The sequence below is a fragment of the Paraburkholderia phenoliruptrix genome, assembly GCF_902859825.1.
GTDB lineage: Bacteria > Pseudomonadota > Gammaproteobacteria > Burkholderiales > Burkholderiaceae > Paraburkholderia > Paraburkholderia phenoliruptrix.
Map to the genome: position 1 here is coordinate 43,155 of NZ_CADIKB010000007.1, position 21,892 is coordinate 65,046.

General features: G+C 63.4%; 19 protein-coding genes. 13 read left to right on the plus strand and 6 right to left on the minus strand.

Annotated features, from left to right (window positions below):
- Positions 1-11: 11 nt before the first annotated feature.
- Together ileS and HV711_RS10170 are read right to left on the minus strand one after the other, a co-directional pair.
- Positions 12-2,849, minus strand: coding sequence for an isoleucine--tRNA ligase (gene ileS / locus HV711_RS10165; RefSeq protein WP_028360914.1), 2,838 nt, complete (start codon positions 2,847-2,849; stop codon positions 12-14).
- Between the two features lie 166 nt (positions 2,850-3,015).
- On the minus strand, positions 3,016-4,011 hold the full coding sequence (locus HV711_RS10170) for a bifunctional riboflavin kinase/FAD synthetase (protein ID WP_035479324.1): 996 nt from the start codon (positions 4,009-4,011) through the stop codon (positions 3,016-3,018).
- A gap of 116 nt (positions 4,012-4,127) precedes the next feature.
- Here HV711_RS10170 and purN point away from each other — a divergent pair, with 116 nt between their 5' ends.
- The 6 genes from purN (at position 4,128) to nadC (ending at position 11,101) form a co-directional block, all read left to right on the plus strand.
- A complete protein-coding gene (gene purN / locus HV711_RS10175) occupies positions 4,128-4,781 on the plus strand; it encodes a phosphoribosylglycinamide formyltransferase (RefSeq protein ID WP_035479321.1) in 654 nt (217 codons plus the stop codon).
- Positions 4,778-6,037: an RsmB/NOP family class I SAM-dependent RNA methyltransferase gene (locus HV711_RS10180; protein ID WP_013589399.1), complete on the plus strand. Its 1,260-nt coding sequence runs from the start codon at positions 4,778-4,780 to the stop codon at positions 6,035-6,037. The genes purN and HV711_RS10180 overlap by 4 nt, the downstream gene beginning before the upstream one ends.
- Positions 6,038-6,120: 83 nt before the next feature.
- Complete coding sequence (locus HV711_RS10185; protein WP_013589398.1) at positions 6,121-7,494, plus strand: mechanosensitive ion channel family protein; 1,374 nt, start codon at positions 6,121-6,123, stop codon at positions 7,492-7,494.
- Positions 7,495-7,705: 211 nt separating this feature from the next.
- On the plus strand, positions 7,706-8,902 hold the full coding sequence (locus tag HV711_RS10190; RefSeq protein ID WP_013589397.1) for a DesA family fatty acid desaturase: 1,197 nt from the start codon (positions 7,706-7,708) through the stop codon (positions 8,900-8,902).
- Positions 8,903-9,032: 130 nt separating this feature from the next.
- Positions 9,033-10,172 (plus strand): quinolinate synthase NadA, encoded by a 1,140-nt coding sequence (gene nadA / locus HV711_RS10195; RefSeq protein ID WP_028360911.1) that lies wholly within the window; start codon positions 9,033-9,035, stop codon positions 10,170-10,172.
- The gene (gene nadC, locus HV711_RS10200; RefSeq protein WP_035479319.1) at positions 10,172-11,101 is read left to right on the plus strand and encodes a carboxylating nicotinate-nucleotide diphosphorylase; all 930 of its coding nucleotides are present in this window, start codon (positions 10,172-10,174) and stop codon (positions 11,099-11,101) included. The genes nadA and nadC overlap by 1 nt, the downstream gene beginning before the upstream one ends.
- Positions 11,102-11,177: 76 nt before the next feature.
- On the opposite strand, the gene nadB is transcribed toward nadC, so the two are convergent.
- The 4 genes from nadB to radC form a co-directional block, all read right to left on the minus strand.
- A complete protein-coding gene (nadB, locus tag HV711_RS10205) occupies positions 11,178-12,776 on the minus strand; it encodes an L-aspartate oxidase (protein WP_035479316.1) in 1,599 nt (532 codons plus the stop codon).
- Positions 12,777-13,013: 237 nt separating this feature from the next.
- Positions 13,014-13,181, minus strand: a complete 168-nt coding sequence (gene rpmG / locus HV711_RS10210) for a 50S ribosomal protein L33 (RefSeq protein WP_006050116.1) — start codon at positions 13,179-13,181, stop codon at positions 13,014-13,016.
- A 10-nt stretch (positions 13,182-13,191) separates the two neighbouring features.
- Positions 13,192-13,425 carry a 50S ribosomal protein L28 gene (gene rpmB / locus HV711_RS10215; RefSeq protein WP_006050117.1) on the minus strand — a complete coding sequence of 78 codons (234 nt, stop codon included), beginning with the start codon at positions 13,423-13,425 and terminating at the stop codon, positions 13,192-13,194.
- 350 nt (positions 13,426-13,775) lie between these two features.
- Entirely contained in the window at positions 13,776-14,540 is a 765-nt protein-coding gene (gene radC, locus HV711_RS10220; RefSeq protein WP_028360909.1) for a RadC family protein, read from the minus strand.
- A 177-nt stretch (positions 14,541-14,717) separates the two neighbouring features.
- Between radC and HV711_RS10225 the strand changes: the two genes are divergently transcribed.
- The 7 genes from HV711_RS10225 to HV711_RS10255 all read left to right on the plus strand — a co-directional run bounded on the left by HV711_RS10225 (position 14,718) and on the right by HV711_RS10255 (position 21,770).
- On the plus strand, positions 14,718-15,173 hold the full coding sequence (locus HV711_RS10225) for an FKBP-type peptidyl-prolyl cis-trans isomerase (protein ID WP_013589392.1): 456 nt from the start codon (positions 14,718-14,720) through the stop codon (positions 15,171-15,173).
- Between the two features lie 2 nt (positions 15,174-15,175).
- Positions 15,176-16,135, plus strand: coding sequence for a 4-hydroxy-3-methylbut-2-enyl diphosphate reductase (gene ispH / locus HV711_RS10230; RefSeq protein WP_035479312.1), 960 nt, complete (start codon positions 15,176-15,178; stop codon positions 16,133-16,135).
- Positions 16,136-16,673: 538 nt separating this feature from the next.
- Positions 16,674-17,876, plus strand: coding sequence for a branched-chain amino acid ABC transporter substrate-binding protein (locus tag HV711_RS10235; protein ID WP_015003571.1), 1,203 nt, complete (start codon positions 16,674-16,676; stop codon positions 17,874-17,876).
- Positions 17,877-18,105: 229 nt separating this feature from the next.
- A complete protein-coding gene (locus HV711_RS10240) occupies positions 18,106-19,056 on the plus strand; it encodes a branched-chain amino acid ABC transporter permease (RefSeq protein ID WP_013340266.1) in 951 nt (316 codons plus the stop codon).
- 22 nt (positions 19,057-19,078) lie between these two features.
- A complete protein-coding gene (locus HV711_RS10245; protein ID WP_013589389.1) occupies positions 19,079-20,248 on the plus strand; it encodes an ABC transporter permease subunit in 1,170 nt (389 codons plus the stop codon).
- Between the two features lie 23 nt (positions 20,249-20,271).
- Positions 20,272-21,048, plus strand: a complete 777-nt coding sequence (locus HV711_RS10250) for an ABC transporter ATP-binding protein (RefSeq protein WP_013589388.1) — start codon at positions 20,272-20,274, stop codon at positions 21,046-21,048.
- A gap of 17 nt (positions 21,049-21,065) precedes the next feature.
- Positions 21,066-21,770, plus strand: coding sequence for an ABC transporter ATP-binding protein (locus tag HV711_RS10255; protein ID WP_028360906.1), 705 nt, complete (start codon positions 21,066-21,068; stop codon positions 21,768-21,770).
- Positions 21,771-21,892: the final 122 nt, after the last annotated feature.

Here is a 21,892-nt window from a genome sequence, read left to right on the forward strand (position 1 = left end):
GGTTCTCGCCATTATGCCGCGCTCCTCGCTTCACCGTTGCCGAACAGATTGCTGATGCAGCGGCCGCACAGCGTGGGGTGCTCCGCGTTCGCGCCGACGTCCGCGCGGTAGTGCCAGCAGCGTTCGCACTTCAGATACTTCGAGGTGATGACCTCGACGCCTTCTTCCGCTTCGCTCTCGACTTGCACGACGCTAGCAGCCGACGTGATGAGCACGAACTTCAGGTCGTCGCCGAGGCTCGTGAGCGCGTCGTAACGCGCGCCGCTCGCGCGGATTTCCACTTCTGCCTGCAACGACGAGCCGATCAGGTTCGCGACGCGCGCCTCTTCCAGCGCTTTCGTGACGTCACCGCGCACGGCGCGCAGCAGCGTCCACTTGTCGAGCAGGGCGCCGGCGTCCGGCACCGCCGGGTACGCGTGATACGTCTCGGTGAAGATGGTCTCGCTGTTCGGCTGGAACACCTTCCATGCTTCTTCGGCGGTGAACGAGAGGAACGGCGCCATCAGACGCAGCAGACCCTGCGCGATGTGATACAGCGCGGTCTGCGCCGAGCGGCGCGCGACCGAATCCGGCGCCGTGGTGTACAGGCGGTCCTTCAGCACGTCCAGATAGAAGCCGCCGAGGTCTTCCGAGCAGAACGTCTGCAGCTTGGCGACGACCGGGTGGAATTCGTACTTGTCGTAGTGCGCGAGGATCTCGTTCTGCAGATTCGCCGTGTGCGCCACCGCATAGCGGTCGATCTCGAGCCAGTCGTCCACGGGGCGAGCGTTCTTCTCGTAGTCGAAATCCGACAGATTGGCGAGCAGAAAGCGCAGCGTGTTGCGAATGCGGCGATAGCTTTCCGTCACGCGCTTGAGAATTTCTTCGGAGATGGCCAGTTCGCCGGAGTAATCCGTCGACGCGATCCACAGGCGGATGATTTCCGCGCCGAGGCGGTTCGCCACTTCGTGCGGGTCGATGCCGTTGCCGAGCGACTTGCTCATCTTGCGGCCTTCGCCGTCGACGGTGAAGCCGTGCGTCAAGAGCGCGTTGTAGGGCGGGCGGCCGTCCAGCATGGACGCCGTCAGCAGCGACGAATGGAACCAGCCGCGATGCTGGTCCGAGCCTTCCAGGTACAGGTCGGCCGGGAATTGCAGTTCGTCTTTATGCGAGCCGCGCAGCACGTGCCAGTGCGTGGTGCCGGAGTCGAACCACACGTCGAGCGTGTCGCGGTTCTTTTCGTACAGGTTGGCGTCGTCGCCGATCAGCTCGCGCGGATCGAGCGTTTGCCACGCCTCGATGCCGGCCTGTTCGACCCGTTTCGCGACTTCCTCGAGCAGCTCCAGCGTGCGCGGATGCAGCTCGCCGGTTTCCTTGTGCACGAAGAACGCCATCGGCACGCCCCACTGGCGCTGGCGCGACAGCGTCCAGTCCGGGCGATTCGCGATCATGCTGAAAAGCCGCTGCTTGCCCCACGACGGATAAAACGCCGTGTTTTCGATGCCTTCGAGCGCCGTGTCGCGCAGCGTCTTGCCGCTGTCGTTCGGCTTCACGTCCATGCCGGCGAACCATTGCGAGGTCGCGCGGTAGATGATCGGCGTTTTGTGACGCCAGCAGTGCATGTAGCTGTGCGTGTACTTTTCGGTGCGCAGGAGCGACCCGGCGCCTTGCAGCGCTTCGACGATCTGCGGATTCGCCGCCCAGATCGACAGGCCGCCGAACAGCGCGAGCGATTCGATGTAGCGCCCGTCGCCCATCACCGGATTGATGATGTCGGAGTCGGCCATGCCGTGCGCCTTGCACGACACGAAGTCTTCCACGCCGTAGGCCGGCGACGAGTGCACGACGCCCGTACCGGTTTCCGTCGTCACGTAGTCGCCGAGGTAGACCGGCGCGGTGCGCTTGTAGCCCGGATGCGCGGACGCAAGCGGATGGTTAAAGCGCAGATTGACGAGCTTCGCGCCCGGCGTGACCGCGATCACCGAGCCTTCCAGGCCGTATGTCTTCAGGCACGCCTCGACGCGCTCTTCGGCGAGGATCAGCAGGCCGCGCGGCGTGTCGACCAGTGCATAGACGATTTCCGGATGCAGGTTCAGCGCCTGGTTCGCGGGAATGGTCCACGGCGTGGTGGTCCAGATCACGATGCCGCCTTCGTTGCGCGGCAGCGCGGCGAGGCCGAACGCCTGCGCCGTCTTGTCCGGCTCGGCGAAGCTGAAGAGCACGTCGATGGTCGGATCGGTCTTGTCCTTGTACTCGACTTCGGCCTCGGCGAGCGCCGAGCCGCAGTCGAAGCACCAATTGACCGGCTTCAGGCCGCGGAACACGTAGCCCTTTTCCATGATCTTCGCGAGCGCGCGGATTTCGCCGGCTTCATTGGCGAAGTTCATGGTCTTGTACGGATTGTCCCAGTCGCCGAGCACGCCCAGACGCCGGAAGCCGACCTTCTGCTTCTCGATCTGCTCGGTCGCGTAAGCGCGCGCCTTCTGCATGACTTCAGCGGCCGGCAGCGACTTGCCGAACTGCTTTTCGATCTGGATTTCGATCGGCATGCCGTGGCAGTCCCAGCCCGGCACGTAGACCGCGTCGAAGCCCGCCATGTTGCGCGCCTTGACGATCATGTCCTTCAGAATCTTGTTCACCGCGTGGCCGAGGTGGATGTCGCCGTTCGCATACGGCGGGCCGTCGTGCAGAATGAACTTCTTGCGGCCCTTGGAGGCGGCGCGGATTGTCTCGTAGACCTTGCGCTCCTGCCATTCCTTGACCCACTGCGGTTCGCGTTTGGGCAGGTCGCCGCGCATCGGGAACGGCGTGTCGAGCAGGTTCACGGGGTAGCGGGACTGCGGTTTCGAATCGGCTTTCTTGTTGCTCATGATGTGGTCGCGGTGAATTCTTTGTAAGCGCAGCGGGGCGCGGTTGGCGCACGATGCGCGAGAGCGTTGGGCGCGCCCGGCGGACAGGTCGCGCAAATGCGCCGACGCCCCTCGATGCGCGAGCGAGGGTCCATGCGGCTTGACACGCGCGCAGGGACCGCGGCGGCTATCTAATTCGGTCGGTGGCCGACGTCGCGAAACCGGTGGAGCGGCTGCCCGGCGTGCCTGCGCCGACGGCCGCGAACCACGCGCGCGCATTGGCGACGTCGCGCGCAATGGCGGCGGTGAGCGTTTCGAGGTCGACGTACTTTTCCTCGTCACGCAGCTTTTTCAGGAATTCGACGCGCACCAGTTTGCCGTATGCGTCGCCGTGCCAGTCGAGCAGATGCACTTCGAGCAGCACGCGGCCCGAATCGTCGACGGTGGGGCGTAGGCCGAGACTCGCGACACCGGGCAGCGGTTCGTCCGCGACGCCGTGCACGCGCACGACGAAAATGCCCGCGAGCGCCGGACGCTTGTGCGCGATCTGCAGATTCAGCGTGGGAAAGCCCAGGTCGCGGCCGAGTTTCATGCCGTGCACGACGTGGCCGCTGATCAGGTAATCGCGGCCGAGCGCGGCGCGCGCCGCGTCGAGGTCGCCCGCCACCAGCGCCGCGCGCACGCCCGAGCTGGAAATGCGCGCGCCGGACGGGTCGGCGACCGTGGCCATCTGCTCGACTTCGAAGCCGTGCTGCAGGCCCGCAGCTTTGAGCGACGCGAAATCGCCCGCACGCTTTGCGCCGTAGCGGAAGTCGTCGCCGATCATCACCCAGCGTGCATGCAGCCCGTTGACGATGATCCGTTCGACGAACGCATCCGGCGACTGGCTCGCGAATGTGTGGTTGAAATGCTCGACGACCACGCGGTCCACGCCGTTGGTGCGCAACGCCTCCAGCTTGTCGCGCAGCATCGCGATGCGCGGCGGCGCGCCGGCCGGATTGAAGAATTCGCGCGGGTGCGGCTCGAAGGTCATCACGCAGACGGGCAGGCCGCGCGCGTCGGCCGCCGCGCGCACGTGCGCGAGCAAAGCCTGATGGCCGCGGTGGACACCGTCGAAATTGCCGATGGTCAGTGCGCAGGGCGCACGGCTTTCAGCGTTGGGAAGACCGCGGAAGACTCTCACGATAGCGCGTCGGGGTAGGGCGGCCACGGGGCCGCAAAACAAACGATTATAAACGCTCGGCGCGGCCGACGGCGGCGCGTCGCGGTTTGGGTGTCCCCGAATGATAAAATCCGCGCATGAAAAAACTCGTCATCCTGATTTCGGGGCGGGGAAGCAACATGGAAGCCATCGTCCGCGCGTGTATGGACGAAGGCTGGCCGGCGCAGGTCGCTGCCGTGATTGCCAACCGTCCTGACGCCGCGGGCCTTGCCTTCGCGGCGTCGCGCGGCATTGCCACGGCGGTGGTCGACCATCGCCAGTTTTCCGATCGCGAGCGCTTCGACGCGGCGCTCGCCGAACAAATCGATAGCTTCGCGCCCGATCTCGTCGTGCTCGCCGGCTTCATGCGCGTGCTGACGGCCGGTTTTGTCGACCGTTATGCGGGGCGCATGCTGAACGTGCACCCGTCGCTGCTGCCGAGCTTTCCGGGGCTCAAAACGCACCAGCAGGCGCTCGACGCCGGCGTGCGCCTGCACGGCGCGTCGGTGCATTTCGTGACGTCGCAGCTCGATCACGGGCCGATCGTCGTGCAGTCGGCGGTGCCCGTCGAGGCCGGCGACACGCCCGCCACGCTCGCCGACAAGGTGCTCGCCACCGAACACATCATTTATCCACGCGCGGTGCGCTGGTTCGTCGAAGGGCGCCTTGCGCTCGACGGCCTGCGCGTCACGCTTACGCCGCCGGAGCCGCAATGGCTCTTTGCCGGTCACACCGCCGGAGAGGGCGCATGAGATTGCATGGTTTTCTGATTGGACAAACTGAGACGCTGCTGGCCGAAGTCCTAAGACTGAACGGTCCCGCCGACGCCACCACCAGCCGCTTTTTCCGCGCGCATCCCAAGCTCGGCCACGGCGAGCGCGGCGTGATCGCCGAAGCGGTGTTCGCGGTGCTGCGCCGGCGCATGGAATTCGCGCATCTGGCCGAAAGCGGCACCGGCAGCCCGGCGCGCCGCATGGCCCTGCTCGGCCTGATGCAGACGGCCGGTCGCGCGGCGCTCAAGCCGTTCGTGTCGGAGGCGGAGTCCAGATGGCTCGACCACGTCGCGACGATCGACCCGGAAAGCCTGCCGCTGCGCATTCGCCTGAACTTGCCGGACTGGATTCATCAGGCGCTCGCCAGGCGTTTTGAACCCGCGGAGCTTGCGCAACTGGCCGCCGCGCTGAATTACCCGGCGCCGCTCGATCTGCGCGCCAATCCGATGAAGGCGAGCCGCGACGAGGTGCTCGGCGCGCTGTCGAAAGCGGGCATCGAGGCGGGCGCCACGCCGTTTGCGCCGTTCGGCGTGCGGGTGGCCGGCAAGCCGCCGCTCACCAAGCTCGACGCGTTCCAGCAAGGTTGGCTCGAAGTGCAGGACGAAGGCAGCCAGTTGCTGTGTTCGCTGGTTGCGCCGAAGCGCGGCGAGATGATCGTCGACTTCTGCGCGGGCGCGGGCGGCAAGACGCTCGCGCTGGGCGCGGCCATGCGCTCGACCGGGCGTCTCTATGCATTTGATATTTCCGAGCGGCGCCTTGCCAAGCTCAAGCCGCGCCTGGCGCGTAGCGGCTTGTCGAATGTGAATCCGGTGCTGATCGACAGCGAGCACGACGCGAAGATCAAGCGCCTCGCGGGCAAGATCGACCGCGTGCTCGTGGATGCGCCGTGCAGCGGCCTCGGCACGCTGCGCCGCAATCCTGATCTGAAATGGCGCCAGTCGCCCGAATCGGTTGCCGAACTCGCGCCCAAGCAGGCGTCGATTCTGGCGAGCGCCGCGCGCCTCGTGAAGAAGGGCGGGCGTCTCGTCTACGCGACCTGCTCGATTCTGGAAGCGGAAAACGAAGCGGTCGTGCAGCAGTTCCTCGCCGATCATCCGGACTTCGCGCTCGTCCCGGCGCGCGAGGTGCTGGCCGAGCAGCGCATCGATCTCGAAATGGGCGACTATCTGTCGCTCTGGCCGCATCGCCACGCGACTGACGGCTTCTTCGCCGCCGTGCTCGAGCGGCAAAGCTGAGCGCCAGGGCTCGATGCCCTGGCCTTATAGGCCGGTTCGCGCGTGAATTGTCGAAAGCGCGAGCCGGCCCTTCCTGCGACATCATGCAAAACCGTATCTTTTCTCATCTATTCGGCGATCTCGCGCGCGACTTCGGCCAGCCGGTGATGCTCTGGCAAGTCGGCGTGCTGGTCGGAACGCTCGCGCTCGCCTGGCTCCTTGCGCGCCTGCTGCGCCGTGCGCTCGACTTGCGCCGCCAGACGCGTTACCAGACGCTGCGCTTCGGCGCCGAAAGCCTGAACCGGGCGTTTTTCCCGCTGATCGGCGCGGTGCTCGTGTGGCTCGCGCGGTCTGTCGCCGGCCAGTTCATTCATACGTCGTTGCTGGATCTGGCCTTGGTGCCGCTGTTCGGCATCGGTTTGATTTACATCGTGTTTTTCTTCGCGCGACGTGTCTTCAGTCAGGACGGCGAGACGCACCCGTGGCTTTTCCTCGTCGAGAAGATTGTTTCGCTCGTCGTCTGGGTCGCCATGGTCCTGACGGTGATGGGCATTCAGGACGACGTGATCGCGTGGATGGCGAGCGTGCACTTTCGCGTCGCCAATGCGCATATGACGCTGCTCTCGCTCGTCACCGGCCTGCTCTGGGTGTGCGTGACGATGATCGTCGCGATGTGGCTCGGCTCGGCCTTCGAAGACCGGCTGATGCGCGCCACGACGCTCGACGCCAATCTCAAAGTGGTGGTCGCGCGCGTCGGCCGCGCGGCGTTCATGCTGGCCGCGGTGCTGATCAGCCTGTCGCTCGTCGGCATCGACATCACGGTGCTCGGTGTGTTCGGCGGCGCGCTGGGCGTGGGGCTCGGTTTCGGTCTACAGAAAATCGCCAGCAACTACGTGTCGGGCTTCATCATCCTCATCGACCGGTCGCTGCGGATCGGCGACACGATCAACGTGAGCGGCCTGCAAGGCATGGTCACGCAGATCCGCACCCGTTATACGGTGGTGCGCGGCCTCGACGGCATCGAAACGCTCATTCCCAACGAAAAGCTGATCACCGACGTCGTACAGAACCAGTCGTCCTACCTCACGCGCGGCTATGCGAAAGCGGCCGTGCAGATCGCCTATACGGCCGACGTCGAACAAGCCATGGCGCTCCTCGTGCAGGCCGCCGACGGCGTGCCGCGCGTGCTGGCCGACCCGGCGCCCACGCCTTACCTAGTGAGCTTCGGCGCGGACGGCATCAACCTGGAGCTCGGTTTCTGGATCGCGGATGCGGCGACCGGCACTTCGGCCGTGCGCTCGGCCGTCAATCGCAACATCTGGCAGCTATTCTCTGCGCACGGCATTTCCATTCCTTTCGCGCAACGCGAAGTGCGCATTGTGGGTAGCGTCGCAAACGTGGCAAACCTCGGCGGCGCCGCGCCACACTCGGTAACAATGACCGCTCCCGCGGCCAACCAGGCGGACAAGGCCCTGTAAGGGGCTGCTTGGGGACTGCAGCGAGCGCCGGCTCGTTTGCTGCAGGCTATCGCGCGTTGATCCCGCACAAAAAATCCCTATTTGTTACAAACACTTGGAACGCTTCCAGTAGAATGTCGTCCAATCCCGCTGTATGCTTTCACTTTCTTGACACGCGCAACTCGCGCGCGTCTCGTGTCTCTCGTATCTCTCGTTCCACAGGTAAATTGCCTTGTTGAATTCTTTGCTCGATTTCCTTGCCCACGGCCTGCTGCACTTCTCGTGGTGGCAACTTGTGCTGTACACGCTCGCGGTGACACACGTCACGATTATCGGCGTGACGGTTTATCTGCACCGCTGCCAGGCGCACCGCGCGCTGGAGCTGCACCCCGTCGTCAGTCATTTTTTCCGGTTCTGGCTGTGGATGACCACGGGCATGCTGACCGGCCAATGGGCGGCCATTCACCGTAAGCACCACGCCAAGTGCGAAACGGAAGAAGATCCGCACAGCCCGCAAACGCGCGGCATCTGGAAGGTGCTGCTCGAAGGCGCGGAGCTGTATCGCGTCGAAGCGAAAAACGAAGAAACCATGCGCAAATTCAGTCACGGCACGCCGAACGACTGGATGGAGCGCAACGTCTACACGAAGTACCCGATCCTCGGCGTCAGCCTGATGATGGTGCTGAATATCGCGCTCTTCGGCGTGGTCGGTCTGACCATCTGGGCAGTGCAAATGGTCTGGATCCCGTTCTGGGCGGCCGGCGTGGTCAACGGTCTCGCGCACTTCTGGGGCTACCGCAACTTCAACTCGTCGGATGCCAGCACGAACATCTTCCCGTGGGGCATCATCATCGGCGGTGAGGAACTGCACAACAATCACCATACGTATGCGACGTCGGCCAAGCTGTCGAACAAGTGGTACGAGTTCGACATCGGCTGGATGTATATCCGCATCATGTCGGCTTTCCGTCTCGCGAAGGTGAAGAAGGTGGCGCCCACGCCGCGTCTGACCACCGGCAAGCTGGTGCTCGACCAGGACACGCTGCAGGCCGTTCTCGCCAACCGCTATGAAGTCATGGCGCGTTACGGCAAGGCGCTCAAGCGCGCGTATCGTCAGGAACTCGCGCACCTGAAGGAAGTCGGCGCACGCGAGAAGTACCAGGTCATGCGCGGCGCGCGCAGCTGGTTCCATAAGGAAGAAGCGGGGCTCGACGAGCCGCAGAAGCGTCTGTTGCCGCAAATCTTCGCCAATAGCCAGAAGCTGAAGACGTACATCGACATGCGCAACGAACTGGCGGCCATGTGGGAGCGCTCGAACGCATCGCGCGATCAGCTGCTGGTGCAGTTGCAGGACTGGTGTCATCGTGCAGAGGCGAGCGGCATCAAGGCGCTGCAGGAGTTCGCGATGCGACTGCGCCGTTATGCTTGACCACGAAATCCATTAAAATTTCGTTACGTCACAAAACCCCGCGTTGGCGGGGTTTTGCTTTTTGGGCCGCGGAAAATGCAGCGCGACGCGACGAGCAGTCTGCGGCGGCAGAGCGAAGGCAGAGGAGATCATGAATCAGCAGGCGATCAGGACCGTCGAATACGACCGGCCGCAGGCGCAGGGCACGTCCTGCGGAATCGGACAGGCGTGGGCGAAGGTGCCCGACATGCCGTCGGCCGAGCAGAAAGTGGCGCTGAAGGAGCGCATCCGCGCGTTGCTCAAGCGCGAGAAAGCCGTGCTCGTTGCGCATTACTATGTCGATGCTGAATTGCAGGAGCTTGCCGATGAAACCGGCGGCTGCGTGGCCGATTCGCTGGAAATGGCGCGCTTCGGCCGCGACCACGACGCGCAGACGCTCGTGGTCGCGGGCGTACGCTTCATGGGCGAGACCGCGAAAATTCTGAGTCCCGGCAAGCGCATTCTGATGCCGGATCTCGATGCAACCTGTTCGCTCGATCTCGGCTGCCCCGTAGACGAATTTTCGGCTTTCTGCGACGCGCACCCGGATCGCACCGTGGTCGTGTACGCGAACACGAGTGCGGCGGTGAAGGCTCGCGCGGACTGGATGGTGACTTCGTCCATCGGGCTCGAAATCGTTGCTGACCTGCACGCGCGCGGCGAGAAGATCATCTGGGCGCCGGACCGGCATCTGGGCGCATATATTCAAAGCAAGACCGGCGCGGACATGCTGATGTGGCAGGGTTCCTGCCTCGTGCACGACGAATTCAAGGGTATCGAACTCGATTTGCTGCGAGCCGAATATCCGGGCGCGAAAGTGCTGGTGCATCCTGAGTCGCCAGCCAACGTGGTGGCGCTGGCCGATGTCGTCGGTTCGACCACGCAGTTGATCGACGCGGCGCAAAAGCTCGATGCGACGCACTTCATCGTCGCAACCGATCTCGGCATCCTGCATAAGATGCAACTCGCCGCGCCGGGCAAAACGCTGATCGCCGCGCCGACCGCCGGCAATAGCGCGACGTGCAAGAGCTGCGCACACTGTCCGTGGATGGCCATGAACGGGCTCGCGAATCTCGCGGACGTGCTGGAGCGTGGTCACAACGAGATTTTCGTCGACCGTGCCATTGGCGAGCGGGCGCGCATGCCCATCGACCGCATGCTCGATTTCGCGGCGCGTCACAAGAAGCGCGTGCAGGCTAGCGGCGACCTCGCGCGCGACGCGCAGTTGTACTCGAACGTGGGAGCCGCTTGATGAACGCGGTCGCGCAGAGTTCAGCAGAGGGCGGTTTCGCCGGCTATCGCGAGGAAGAAGCGGTGTCGCCGCTGTTCGGCGAGGTTCGCGCGCAGTACGGCGCGGCTTTCGACGCAGCGCTCGCTCGCAATGTCGCGGAGGCGCTCGCCGAAGACATCGGCGCCGGCGATCTGACCGGCCGCCTCGTGCCCGCGGAGGAGACTCGCAGTGCGCGCGTCATTGTCCGCGAGGACGCGGTGTTGTGCGGTGTGCCGTGGTTCAACGCCGTGCTGCGGCAGGTCGACTCGCGGATCGAAGTGCACTGGCATTATCGCGAAGGCGACCGGATGACGGCGGACACGCCCGTGTGCGAATTGCGTGGGCCGGTCCGCGCGCTGCTGACTGCCGAGCGTAACGCGCTCAACTTCCTGCAATTGCTGTCCGGCGTAGCGAGCACGACGCGCCGTTACGTTGACGCAATCGCCCACACGCATACGCGTATCCTGGACACGCGCAAGACGCTGCCGGGTTTGCGGCTCGCGCAGAAATACGCGGTGCGCGTGGGGGGCGGCGCAAATCAACGGCTCGCTTTGTACGACGGCATTCTGATCAAGGAAAACCACATCGCCGCAGCCGGCGGAGTGGGCGCGGCCATGGACGCCGCGCTGGCACTCAACGCGGGCGTCTCGATCCAGATCGAAGTCGAGACGCTCGAGCAGTTGCAAACGGCGTTGGCGCATCGCGCGCAATCCATCCTGCTCGACAATTTTTCTTTCGACTCAATGCGTGAAGCCGTTCGCATCACCGCGGGTCGCGCGGTGCTGGAAGTGTCCGGCGGCGTGAATTTCGAAACGGTGCGCACGATTGCGGAGACCGGTGTGGACCGTGTATCCATCGGCGCCCTGACGAAGGACGTGCGCGCGACGGACTACTCGTTGCGAATCGTCTGACGCTGCTTTCTGGCGGTCGTGATTCGTCAAACGCCATCTGCGGCCCGTGCGTGCCGCAATGGCGTTTCAGCTTGCATCAGACGTTGCGGTTGCGCACGTGCTCGGGCGAGAGCACGCTAGGTAGTGCTTTAGGCAACGTTGCCGGCCAGTCACGGCTGAAATGCAGGCCGCGGCTTTCACGCCTCGACCGTGCGCCGTCGACGATCAACGAAGCCACATCCACCAGATTGCGCAACTCCAGCAAATCTCGGCTCACCTTGAAGTTCGCGTAGTACTCGTGTATCTCGTCGCGCAACAGGGCAAGCCGGTGCCGCGCCCGCGCGAGCCGTTTGTCCGTGCGCACGATGCCCACGTAGTTCCACATGAGCCGGCGCAGCTCGTCCCAATTGTGCGCGACCACCACTTCTTCGTCCGGATCGGACACGCGGCTCTCGTCCCAGTCCGGCAGAGGGGCATGAACGGCGCCGCAGAAGCCTTCCTCTTCGATTGCGCGCGCAGCCGAGCGTCCAATCACAAGGCACTCCAGCAGCGAATTGCTGGCGAGCCGGTTCGCGCCGTGCAGCCCCGTGCAGGACGTTTCGCCCACCGCATAGAGGCCCGCGAGGTCGGTGCGGCCTGCCAGGTCGGTGACGACGCCGCCGCACGTATAGTGCGCCGCCGGCACGACCGGAATGGGTTCCTTCGTGATGTCGATGCCGAATTCGAGGCAACGCGCGAGGATCGTCGGGAAATGCTCGCGAAGAAAGTCGGCCGGCTGATGGCTGATGTCCAGATACACACAGTCGATGCCGCGCTTCTTGATCTCGAAGTCGATGGCGCGAGCCACGATGTCGCGTGGCGCCAGTTCAGCGCGTTCGTCGTGATTCGGCATGAAACGCGTGCCGTCCGGCAGCTTCAGCAGACCGCCTTCGCCGCGCACCGCTTCCGAGATCAGAAACGACTTCGCGTACGGATGGAACAGGCATGTCGGATGAAACTGGATGAACTCCATGTTCGAAACGCGGCAGCCCGCGCGCCACGCCATGGCGATGCCGTCGCCCGTCGCCGTGTCCGGATTGGTGGTGTACAGATAGACCTTGCCGGCGCCGCCCGTGGCGAGCACCGTGTGCGGCGCCTCGATGGTGACCGTGCGGCCGCTTTGCACGTCGAGCGCGTAGAGGCCGTGGCAACGGCGGCCGGGCAGCCCGAGCCGGTCCGACGTGATGAGGTCGATCGCGTAGTGGTCTTCGAGCAGCGTGATATTCGGATGCCGACGCACACGCTCGCTTAGCGTGGCGACCACTGCGTGGCCCGTTGCGTCGGCTGCATGAATGATGCGCCGGTGGCTGTGGCCGCCCTCGCGAGTGAGGTGGAAGCCGAGCTCCGCGGCGTCGTCTTTCGTGAACGGCACGCCTTGTTCGATGAGCCATTCGATTGCGGCCCGCCCATTTTCGACGATAAAACGCGTGGCTGCTTCGTCGCACAGGCCACCGCCTGCAATCAGCGTGTCGCGCACGTGATTTTCCACGCTGTCCGCGGAATCGAGCACTGCGGCGATGCCGCCTTGCGCCCAGTCGCTCGCGCCTTCGGTCATCGACCGCTTGGCGATTACCGCGACTCGCCGCGTCTCGGCGAGATTGAGCGCGACGCTCAGCCCCGCGAGACCGCTACCGACAATCGCCACATCGAATTCCATTGCTTGCATCTCCGTCTGTCGTTTTGCTGTGCCAACGCGTTGTTCACGCACTGCTGAAACGAGAGAGGATACGCGCCACGACCGCCGAGGGAAAGCCGGCCGGACGGCATAGGACGTTGTCGGCGCGAAGAGGGCGTGCCGTCGGCGAATTCGATTGGCCAAAAACAAAAAGCCCCGCACGAATGCGGGGCTTCTTTGCACATGTCTTCGCCTTCGTCAAAAGGCAGGAGTCAAGACTCACTTGATCTTGGTTTCCTTGTAGTCAACGTGCTTGCGGACGACCGGATCAAACTTCTTGATCAGCATCTTTTCCGGCATGTTGCGTTTGTTCTTCGTGGTCGTGTAGAAGTGACCCGTGCCTGCGGTCGATTCCAGCTTGATCTTGTCGCGTGCGCCTTTCGCCATGATTTACTCCTTAGGCTTCACCGCGTGCGCGCAGATCTGCGAGCACAGCGTCGATACCGTTCTTGTCGATCAGGCGCAGGCCGGCGTTCGAAATACGCAGACGCACCCAACGGTTTTCGCTTTCCACCCAAATGCGGCGGCTTTGCAGGTTCGGCAGGAACCGGCGCTTGGTCTTGTTGTTCGCGTGGGAAACGTTGTTGCCGCTCATCGGCGCTTTCCCAGTTACTTGGCATACGCGTGCCATGAGAGCACTCCTAATACGCTAATTCTGAGTTCGAACGCCGTGAAAGTTTCCCGAAAAGAGTCGCGCTGAAATCAGGCACGTATCCTTTCCGGAACGCCTTGGTGGCTTCGGAACAGGGGGTTGGAAATAGGCAAACCGGAATTCTAGCAGGAAAAACGCCGCAAAATCAAACCTTATTTGCGGCGGCGAAACATGGTCTGGCGAGTTTTTGCTTTTCGCTCGCATTCTTTTCATGCCGGTCGAAGAGCCGTGCAGGGCCGCTCGCCGGGCGGCCTGATGGAGGCCTCGAGCGGAAGCCGGAAGCCGGAAGCTCCAGGCCGGAGCTTCCGGCCGAGAGCGTCAAGCCAGCTTCACGGCCAGCCGGCGCGGGCGAACGAGTATACGCTATCTGCGCCGATCACCAGATGATCCACCAGTTGTACGTCGATCAGCGCGAGCGCTTCGCGCAGCGTGCGCGTCAGCCTGCAGTCGCTCGCGCTCGGCTGCACCGCGCCGGAAGGATGGTTGTGCGCGACGATCAGGCTCGCCGCATTGAGCGCGAGCGCGCGCCGCACGATCTCGCGCGGATACACGGCCATGCGCGTGAGTGTGCCGCGCGCGCTTTCCTCACTGCGAATCAGCCGATGCCGCGCGTCGAGGAACAGCGACACGAACACTTCCTGCGGACGGCCGCCGATCAGAAGCCGCAGGTAATTTTCCACGGCCTCCGGCGAATTCATCAACGAGCGCCGGCGCATCTTGTCGACGAGCGAGCGGCGCGCCATTTCCATGATGGCGAGCAGTTGCGCCTTCTTCGCCGGGCCGATGCCCCGCAGGCCGTCAAACTCGGCGTAAGTCGCGTCGAGCATCGCCCGCAGTGAACCGAAACGCTCGAGCAGCTCGCGCGCGACGCTGAACACGTCGTGACCCGGCAGGCCCGAGCCGAGGACGAGCACGATCATCTCGGTATCGGACAGCACGCCGGGGCCCTGATCGATCAGCCGCTCGCGCGGCATGTCGCGCTTCGGCCACTTGCGCCTGCGACGCGCCTTGGGTTTGCCCGCAGCCGGGGCAACCGGCGGCGAACGAGCGAAATCGAACGTTGGTGCGACGATTGGGGACGCATAATCAGACATATACAGACAATTCCTCCGCTTGAGGTTTCGGGCCCGTGCGCGCGATGGACGCAAGCCGAGCCCGGCCATGTGGCTTACAATAGACGCTTTGCGCACGGCACGCCGACGGTTTGCCGCACGCGTCGGCTGCGCCCGCGGCGCACGCGTGAGAGCGCGCTTCGACTGAGCGAGCACTGCATGAGCATCATCGACATTTCCGAAGTGAAGCCCGGTTCACACGTGACGCTTCACTACCGGCTTTCCCTTGCCGATGGCGCCGAAGTCATCAATACCTTCAACGACAAGCCCGCCACCCTGCTGCTCGGCGCCGGTCAGCTCGCGCCGCCGCTGGAGGACATTTTGCTGGGTTTGAAGGTGGGCCACCACTCGACCTTTCAGCTAGCTCCCGGCGCCGCATTCGGTCCGCGCAACCCGGAGTTGATCCAACGCGTGTCGCTGGCCACGCTGCGCGAAAACAGCATGATCGGCGAGGATTTTTCGCCGGGCGACCTGGTCGAATTCAACGCGCCGGGCGGCGGCCGCTACGCTGGCGTTCTGAAAGAAGTGAACGAGACGTCGGCCCTGTTCGATTTCAACCACCCGCTTGCCGGCCAGGCGCTGGCGTTCGAAGTGAAAATCATCGGGATTCTGTAAACATGAGCATCGCGGATACGACCCTAGCCGAAACGGAGATCCTGCTGGCGCAGCCGCGCGGGTTCTGTGCCGGCGTCGACCGGGCTATCGAGATCGTCGAGCGCGCCATCAAGCTGCACGGCTCGCCGATCTACGTGCGTCACGAAATCGTCCATAACGCCTACGTCGTCGAAGATCTGCGCAAGAAGGGCGCGATCTTCATTGAGCGGCTGGAGGAAGTGCCGCCCGGCAACACGGTGATCTTCAGCGCGCACGGGGTGTCGAAGGCAGTGCGCAGCGAGGCCGAGTCGCGCGGGCTGCGTGTCTACGACGCGACCTGCCCGCTCGTCACCAAGGTGCATATCGAGGTTGCCAAGATGCGCCAGGACGGCTTCGACATCGTGATGATCGGTCATAAGGGTCATCCAGAAGTGGAGGGCACGATGGGCCAGGCGGGCGAGGGCATGCATCTCGTCGAGGACATCGAAGACGTAGAGGCGCTGCAGCTCGCGGACCCCGAGCGGATCGCGTTCGTCACGCAAACCACGCTCTCGGTGGACGACGCCGCGGAAATCATTCGCGCGCTCAAGGCGAAATATCCGTCTATTCGCGAGCCGAAAAAGCAGGACATCTGTTACGCCACGCAGAATCGTCAGGACGCGGTCAAGTTCATGGCGCCGCAGTGCGACATGGTGATCGTGGTGGGCAGCCCGAACAGCTCGAACTCCAACCGGTTGCGCGAGCTGGCGGAAAAACTCGGTGTGCCTTCTTATATGGTGGACTCGCCGGACCAGATCGACCCGACGTGGGTCGAGGGCAAGCGCCGCATCGGCGTCACGGCGGGCGCTTCGGCGCCGGAAGTGCTGGCGCAGGCGGTGATTGCGCGCTTGCGCGAACTGGGCGTGCGTAACGTGCGTGCGCTGGAGGGCATCGAGGAAAATATCGCGTTTCCGCTGCCGCGCGGGCTGGGCTTGCCTGCCTGACACGCCTGCCAACGGGTCGTCAAACACGCGCCTTCGGGCGCGTTTTTTTTGCCCGCCGCCACCAGTGATCTCATAAAAATAGGGGCAGATTCCTGCCGCCCGCGCTTTTTCTCTGCCTCGCGCTGGATCTTTTTTGAAAAATGATCTGGCATTTAATTGCCTTTCGCTCGATGCGTCCCCGTTTTTAGCGTCGAAGGCGCCCGCAAACTTTTTTGACGCACTAAGATGGTGCCGAGCACAAGAGGTGCAGTCTAAGACCGCCATGTGACGCAAACCGTGCTGTGACCGGGCGCGCCGCGGCGCGGCCGCAACACTTGATGCGACGGTGTTCTGTGCTGGTGCAACTGATGCACGAAAATCAGTCGCAACCCGGTTGCGCCTTTTACTCGAAAGCGGTCTCAAAATACGGTTGCAATGCAGGAAAACCCTGCCGGTTCAACAATATTGCCCGTCGCAAAATTGGAGTTACAATGCGCGCGTTCTCAAGGCCTCAGGGCCTTCCGAACACGAGTTTCAGCAAGGGCGGGAGACCTAATTAATGCGAGTCAAGTTTGCTTACGCCGTGTCCATCGCGGCCGCGGTTGCGATGTTGACCGCGTGCGGCAAAAAACAGGATGGCGAGGCGGGAGCAGGCGCATCGGCGGCAGTGGCGGCGTCCGCCGCGCCGGCAAGCGCGGCAATTGTCGTGAAGATCGGCCATGCGGCCCCGCTGACGGGCGGCATCGCGCATCTGGGCAAGGACAACGAAAACGGCGCGCGTCTCGCGGTCGAGGAAATCAATGCGCATGGCCTGACTATCGACGGCCACAAGATCGACTTGCAACTGGACGCGCAGGACGACGCCGCCGATCCGAAAGCGGGCACCGCGGTCGCGCAGAAACTGGTGGACGATCATGTGGTGGCCGTTGTCGGCCACCTGAATTCGGGCGTGTCGATTCCGGCTTCGAAGATCTATAGCGATGCGAGCATCGTGCAGATCTCGCCGTCGTCGACGAACCCGGCTTACACGCAGCAGGGCTTCAAGACGACCTACCGCGTGGTCGCCACCGACGCGCAGCAGGGTCCGGCGCTCGCCAATTACGCCACGAAGGCGTTGGGCGCCAAACGCATCGCGGTAGTGGACGATGCAACCGCCTACGGCAAGGGGCTCGCGGAGGAATTCGCGAAGACCGTCGAGGCGAACGGAGCGAAGATCGTCGCGCGTGAAGCGACGAACGACCGGGCCACGGACTTCCGGGCCATCCTCACGAAGATCAAGAGTGTTCATCCGGACGCCATTATGTTCGGCGGAATGGACGCGACGGGCGGGCCGTTTGCCAAACAGGCGGCGGCGCTCGGTATCAGGGCAAAAATCCTTGGCGGCGACGGCGTGTGTACCGACAAGGTAGGTGAGCTGGCGGGACCCGCCGTGCAAAACCTGGTCTGTTCGGAGGCGGGACTCGCGCTTTCGAAAATGGACAGGGGAGCGGACTTCGAAAAGAAGTACGTCGACCGCTTCCACACGCCGGTGCAGATTTACGCACCGTTCACGTATGACGCTGTGTACGTGATTGTCGATGCAATGAAGCGCGCTAATTCGATCGAGGCGCCCAAGGTGCTGGCTGCGATGCCGTCAACCGATTACAACGGGGTAATCGGCCGGATCGCGTTCGACGACAAGGGTGATTTGAAAGAGGGCGCCATTACGCTTTACGACTTCAAGGACGGCAAAAAAGCGGTTCTCGACGTCGTGAAGATGTGATGACGGGACGTTCAGCCTGACGGCACCGAACCATCCAACGGTGCCGTTTTTGCATCCGCCGAAGGCGAGCCAGCGACTGTGACCCAGTCGTCTTCGCAAACCGGCGGCGGATAAACCCTTACCGGTCTTTTACATCAGTACCCGCAGTGCCATTGAGATTGCGTGACGCATCACCGCCCACCGGCTGATGAAGAACGCGAATCCAGTCGCACGGGCTAAGGAGCATTAAATGGATATCTTCATCCAGCAGATCCTAAACGGACTGGTGCTTGGCAGCGTTTATGCCATCATCGCACTGGGCTATACGATGGTTTACGGCATTCTCGGCATCATCAACTTCGCTCACGGCGATGTGTTGATGGTGGGCGCGATGGTTGCGCTTTCCGCCATAGGCGTGCTGCAGAACCACTTCCCCGGCTTAGGCAACGTGCCGACGCTATGCATCGCGCTTGCGATCGCCGCCGTGGTCTGTGCGGTGGTCGGCTACACCATCGAGCGCGTGGCCTACCGGCCGTTGCGCAAGGCGCCGCGTCTTGCCCCGCTGATCACCGCAATCGGCGTGTCGATCCTGCTGCAGACGCTCGCCATGATGATCTGGTCGCGCAACCCGCTGCCGTTCCCGCAACTGCTGCCCACCGATCCGCTGAACGTGATCAAGGCCACCGACACGACGCCCGGCGCGGTGATCTCGATGACTGAAATCGTCATCATCGTCGTCGCGTTCCTCGTGATGGCGGGCCTGCTGCTCCTCGTGCACAAGACCAAGCTCGGCCGCGCAATGCGCGCGATTGCCGAGAACCCGGGCGTCGCCTCGCTGATGGGCGTGAACCCGAACTTCGTGATCTCGGCCACCTTCATGATCGGCTCGGCGCTCGCTGCGCTCGCCGGCGTGATGATCGCGTCCGAATACGGCAACGCGCACTTCTACATGGGCTTTATCCCTGGTCTCAAGGCGTTTACCGCGGCGGTGCTGGGCGGTATCGGCAACCTGGGCGGCGCAATGGTCGGCGGCGTGATTCTGGGGCTCATCGAACAGTTGGGCGCCGGTTATATCGGCAACCTGACAGGTGGTGTGTTCGGCAGTAACTATCAGGACGTGTTTGCATTCATCGTGCTGATCATCGTGCTGGTGTTCCGTCCGTCGGGTCTGCTCGGCGAACGCGTTGCGGATCGCGCTTGATCCAGGCCAAGGAGTAAATCAAATGACCTCAATTCAACCGATCGAGCCGTCCACGACGCTCATTCCCGAACGCAACCTCGCGAAGACGCTGACGGTGGGCATTATCACCGCCGTGTTCGTGATCGCCGCGCCGATGATCATCGGCACCGCCGGCGGCAACTACTGGGTCCGCGTGCTCGACTTCGCGATGCTGTATGTGATGCTCGCGCTCGGCCTGAACGTGGTGGTCGGCTTTGCCGGCCTGCTGGACCTCGGCTACATCGCGTTCTACGCGGTCGGCGCGTACACGGCGGCGCTGCTCAGCTCGCCGCACCTGTCGTCGCAATTCGAGTGGATCGCCCAGCTCGCGCCGAACGGCCTGCATGTGCCGTTCCTCATCATCGTGCCGTGCGCGATGGCGATCGCCGCGCTGTTCGGCGTGCTGCTCGGTGCGCCGACGCTGCGTCTGCGCGGCGACTACCTCGCCATCGTGACGTTGGGCTTCGGGGAAATCGTGCGGATTTTCCTGAACAACCTCGACCGACCGGTGAACATCACCAACGGGCCGAAGGGCATCACGGCGATTGCACCGGTGCACGTGGGCGACTTCAGCCTCTCGCAGACGCACTCGCTGTTCGGCCTGCAGTTCCCGTCCGTGTACTCGTACTACTACCTGTTCGTGCTGGCTGCGCTGCTCGTGATCTGGGTGTGTACGCGTTTGCAGCATTCGCGTATCGGCCGTGCATGGGCCGCGATCCGCGAGGACGAAATCGCCGCCAAGGCCATGGGCATCAACACGCGCAACGTGAAGCTGCTCGCGTTTGCGATGGGCGCGTCGTTCGGCGGCCTGTCGGGCGCGATGTTCGGTGCGTTCCAGGGCTTCGTGTCGCCGGAATCGTTCACGCTGCCTGAGTCGATCGTCGTGCTCGCCTGCGTGGTGCTCGGCGGCATGGGTCACATTCCGGGCGTGATTCTCGGCGCGGTGCTGCTCGCGGTGCTGCCGGAATTCCTGCGCTCGACGATGGGTCCGCTGCAACACATGATTTTCGGCCATGAAATCGTCGATACCGAAGTGATCCGTCAGCTCGTCTACGCACTCGCGATGGTGCTGATCATGCTGTATCGCTCGGAAGGCCTGTGGCCGTCGCCGAAGCACGAAGACAAGATTGCGAAACTGTCGAAGCGGGCTGGCAAAAAGCCGGTGCGCGCGTAACGGACGGATAGGAGCAAATGAACATGAGCGATAAAAAAATCCGTCTGTCCGTGAAGGGCGTGAACAAGCGCTTCGGCGGTTTGCAGGCGCTGTCGGACGTCGGCCTTCAGATTGAGGAAGGCACCATTTATGGTCTGATCGGCCCGAACGGCGCCGGCAAGACCACATTCTTCAACGTGATCACGGGCCTTTACACGCCGGATTCCGGCGACTTCAAGCTCGACGGCCAGAACTACACGCCGACGGCCGTGTATCAGGTCGCGAAAGCAGGCATTGCGCGCACGTTCCAGAACATTCGTCTGTTCGGCGGCATGACCGCGCTGGAAAACGTGATGGTGGGCCGCCACGTGCGCACGAAGCACGGCCTGCTCGGCGCAGTGTTCCAGACGCCGGCCGAGCGCCAGGAAGAGCGCGAAATCAAGGAGCGCGCCATCGAGCTGCTGGAGTACGTCGGCATTGCGCAGTACGCGGACTACACGTCGCGCAATCTGTCGTACGGCCACCAGCGGCGTCTCGAGATTGCGCGCGCGCTCGCGACGGATCCGAAGCTGCTCGCACTCGACGAACCCGCCGCCGGCATGAACGCGACGGAAAAGGTCGAACTCACGCGTCTGCTCGACAAGATCCGCGCCGACGGCAAGACGATTCTGCTGATCGAGCACGACGTGAAGCTCGTGATGGGTCTGTGCAACCAGATGACGGTGCTCGACTACGGCAAGGTGATTGCGCAAGGTCTGCCGCAAGACGTGCAGAAGGATCCGAAGGTGATCGAAGCTTATCTGGGTGCAGGAGTCCACTGATGTCCACGACGCAAACAATGTTGAAAATCAAGGGCCTGCAGGTCAATTACGGCGGCATCCAGGCAGTCAAGGGCATCGACCTCGAAGTCGCGCAGGGCGAGCTGGTCACGCTGATCGGTGCGAACGGCGCGGGCAAGACCACGACGATGAAGGCGATCACGGGTCTCAAGCCCTACTCGGCGGGCGACATCGAGTACATGGGCCAGTCGATCAAGGGCGTGCCGCCGCACGAGCTTCTGAAGCGCGGCCTCGCGATGGTGCCGGAAGGCCGCGGCATCTTCGCGCGCATGTCGATCGTCGAGAACATGCAGATGGGTGCTTACCTGCGCAGCGACAGCGACGGCATCAAGGCCGACGTCGACCGCATGTTCGGCTTTTTCCCGCGCCTGAAGGAACGCGCCACGCAGTACGCGGGCACGCTCTCGGGCGGCGAACAGCAGATGCTGGCGATGGCGCGCGCGATCATCTCGCGCCCCAAGCTGTTGCTGCTCGACGAACCGTCGATGGGTCTGTCGCCGATCATGGTCGAGAAGATCTTCGAGGTGGTGCGTGCGATTTCGGCGGAAGGCATGACCGTGCTGCTCGTCGAGCAGAACGCGCGACTCGCGTTGCAGGCCGCGAACCGCGGCTATGTGATGGACTCGGGTCTCGTCACGATGTCGGGCGACGCAAAGCAGATGCTGGACGATCCGAAGGTGCGCGCGGCTTATCTGGGTGAATAAGTCGGGCGAACAAGCGGACGAACAAGCGGGCAAATAAGCGCTCGCAGTTCAACCGCCATGAAAAAAGGCCGCATGCGATAAAAAACGCATGCGGCCTTTCTCTTTCCAGCGCGAACGCGCCG